The following is a 949-nucleotide window of genomic DNA, read 5'->3' as shown; positions in this document are numbered from 1 at the left end:
TCACCGGAAGCTCTCGGGGTGCAGTCCGCGGGCCAGGTCGTCGACCGCGTAGGCCGAGCGGATGCCGACCAGCGTGGCGGTCAGCGGCAGCACGACGAACCGCTTGTTCCTGATGGCGGGTACGTCGGCGAGCGCGGGCTGGGAGAGCAGGAACTTCTTCTTCTCCTCGACGCTTCCGGCGCCGGCGTAGTCGTAGATGGCGACGACCTCGGGTTTGCGCTCGACGACCTGCTCCCAGGAGACGTCGCCGAAGACGTCGTCCAGGTCGGCGAAGACGTTCTCGCCGCCGGCCAGCCGGATCAGTTCGGTGCCCAGGCCCTTGCCGCCCGCGGTGAAGGCGCTCTTGTCGCCGCTGTCGTAGACGAAGACGGGCACCCGGGGCTCGCCCCTGACGGCGGTGGTGGCCTCGCCGACCCGTGCCTTGAGGCCGGCGACCAGTGCGTCCGCCCGGTCGGGCACGCCGAAGATCTTGCCGACGGTGCGGATCTCGTCGTAGGTGTCCTTCATCGTCACGCGCTTCCTGCCGCAGTACTCGCGGTTGAGGTGGGTGTCGATGCCGGCGCCGGCGAACGCCTGGCGGGAGCGGCCCTCGTTCTCGGCGAAGGCGCTGCCGTAGCCGCCGTAGACCAGGTCCGGCCCGGCGTCCAGGATCTTCTCGAACGACGGCTCCCTCTCCGCCAGTTCGGGGATCGACTCGTAGTCCTTCTCCAGTTCGGGCAGGACCGCGGAGTCGGGGAAGGCGGTGCCGACCATGCGGTCCTTGAGGCCGAGGGCGAGCATGAGTTCCGCCGGGTGCTGGTGGATGGTGACCACCCGCGACGGCGGCTTGTCGTACGTCGTCCTGACACCGCAGTTGTCGACCGTGACCGGGAAGCCCGCGGCCACGGCGACCGTGGCCTTCGCGTCGACGCCGCTCTCGTCGGACGCACCGCAGCCGGTGGCCGGCAGC

Annotated in this window: 1 protein-coding gene; it reads right to left on the bottom strand. The window is 70.3% G+C overall.

Going from position 1 to position 949, the window contains the following annotated elements:
* Window positions 1–948 (bottom strand): ABC transporter substrate-binding protein, encoded by a 948-nt coding sequence (locus IG88_RS0137780; protein WP_063760678.1) that lies wholly within the window; start codon window positions 946–948, stop codon window positions 1–3.
* Window position 949 lies beyond the last annotated feature (1 nt).

The sequence above is a fragment of the Streptomyces sp. NRRL F-5650 genome (assembly GCF_000721365.1).
Classification (GTDB): domain Bacteria; phylum Actinomycetota; class Actinomycetes; order Streptomycetales; family Streptomycetaceae; genus Streptomyces; species Streptomyces ardesiacus.
Note: the sequence above shows the minus strand (reverse complement) of the source record. Positions and strands in the feature narration are given on the sequence as shown.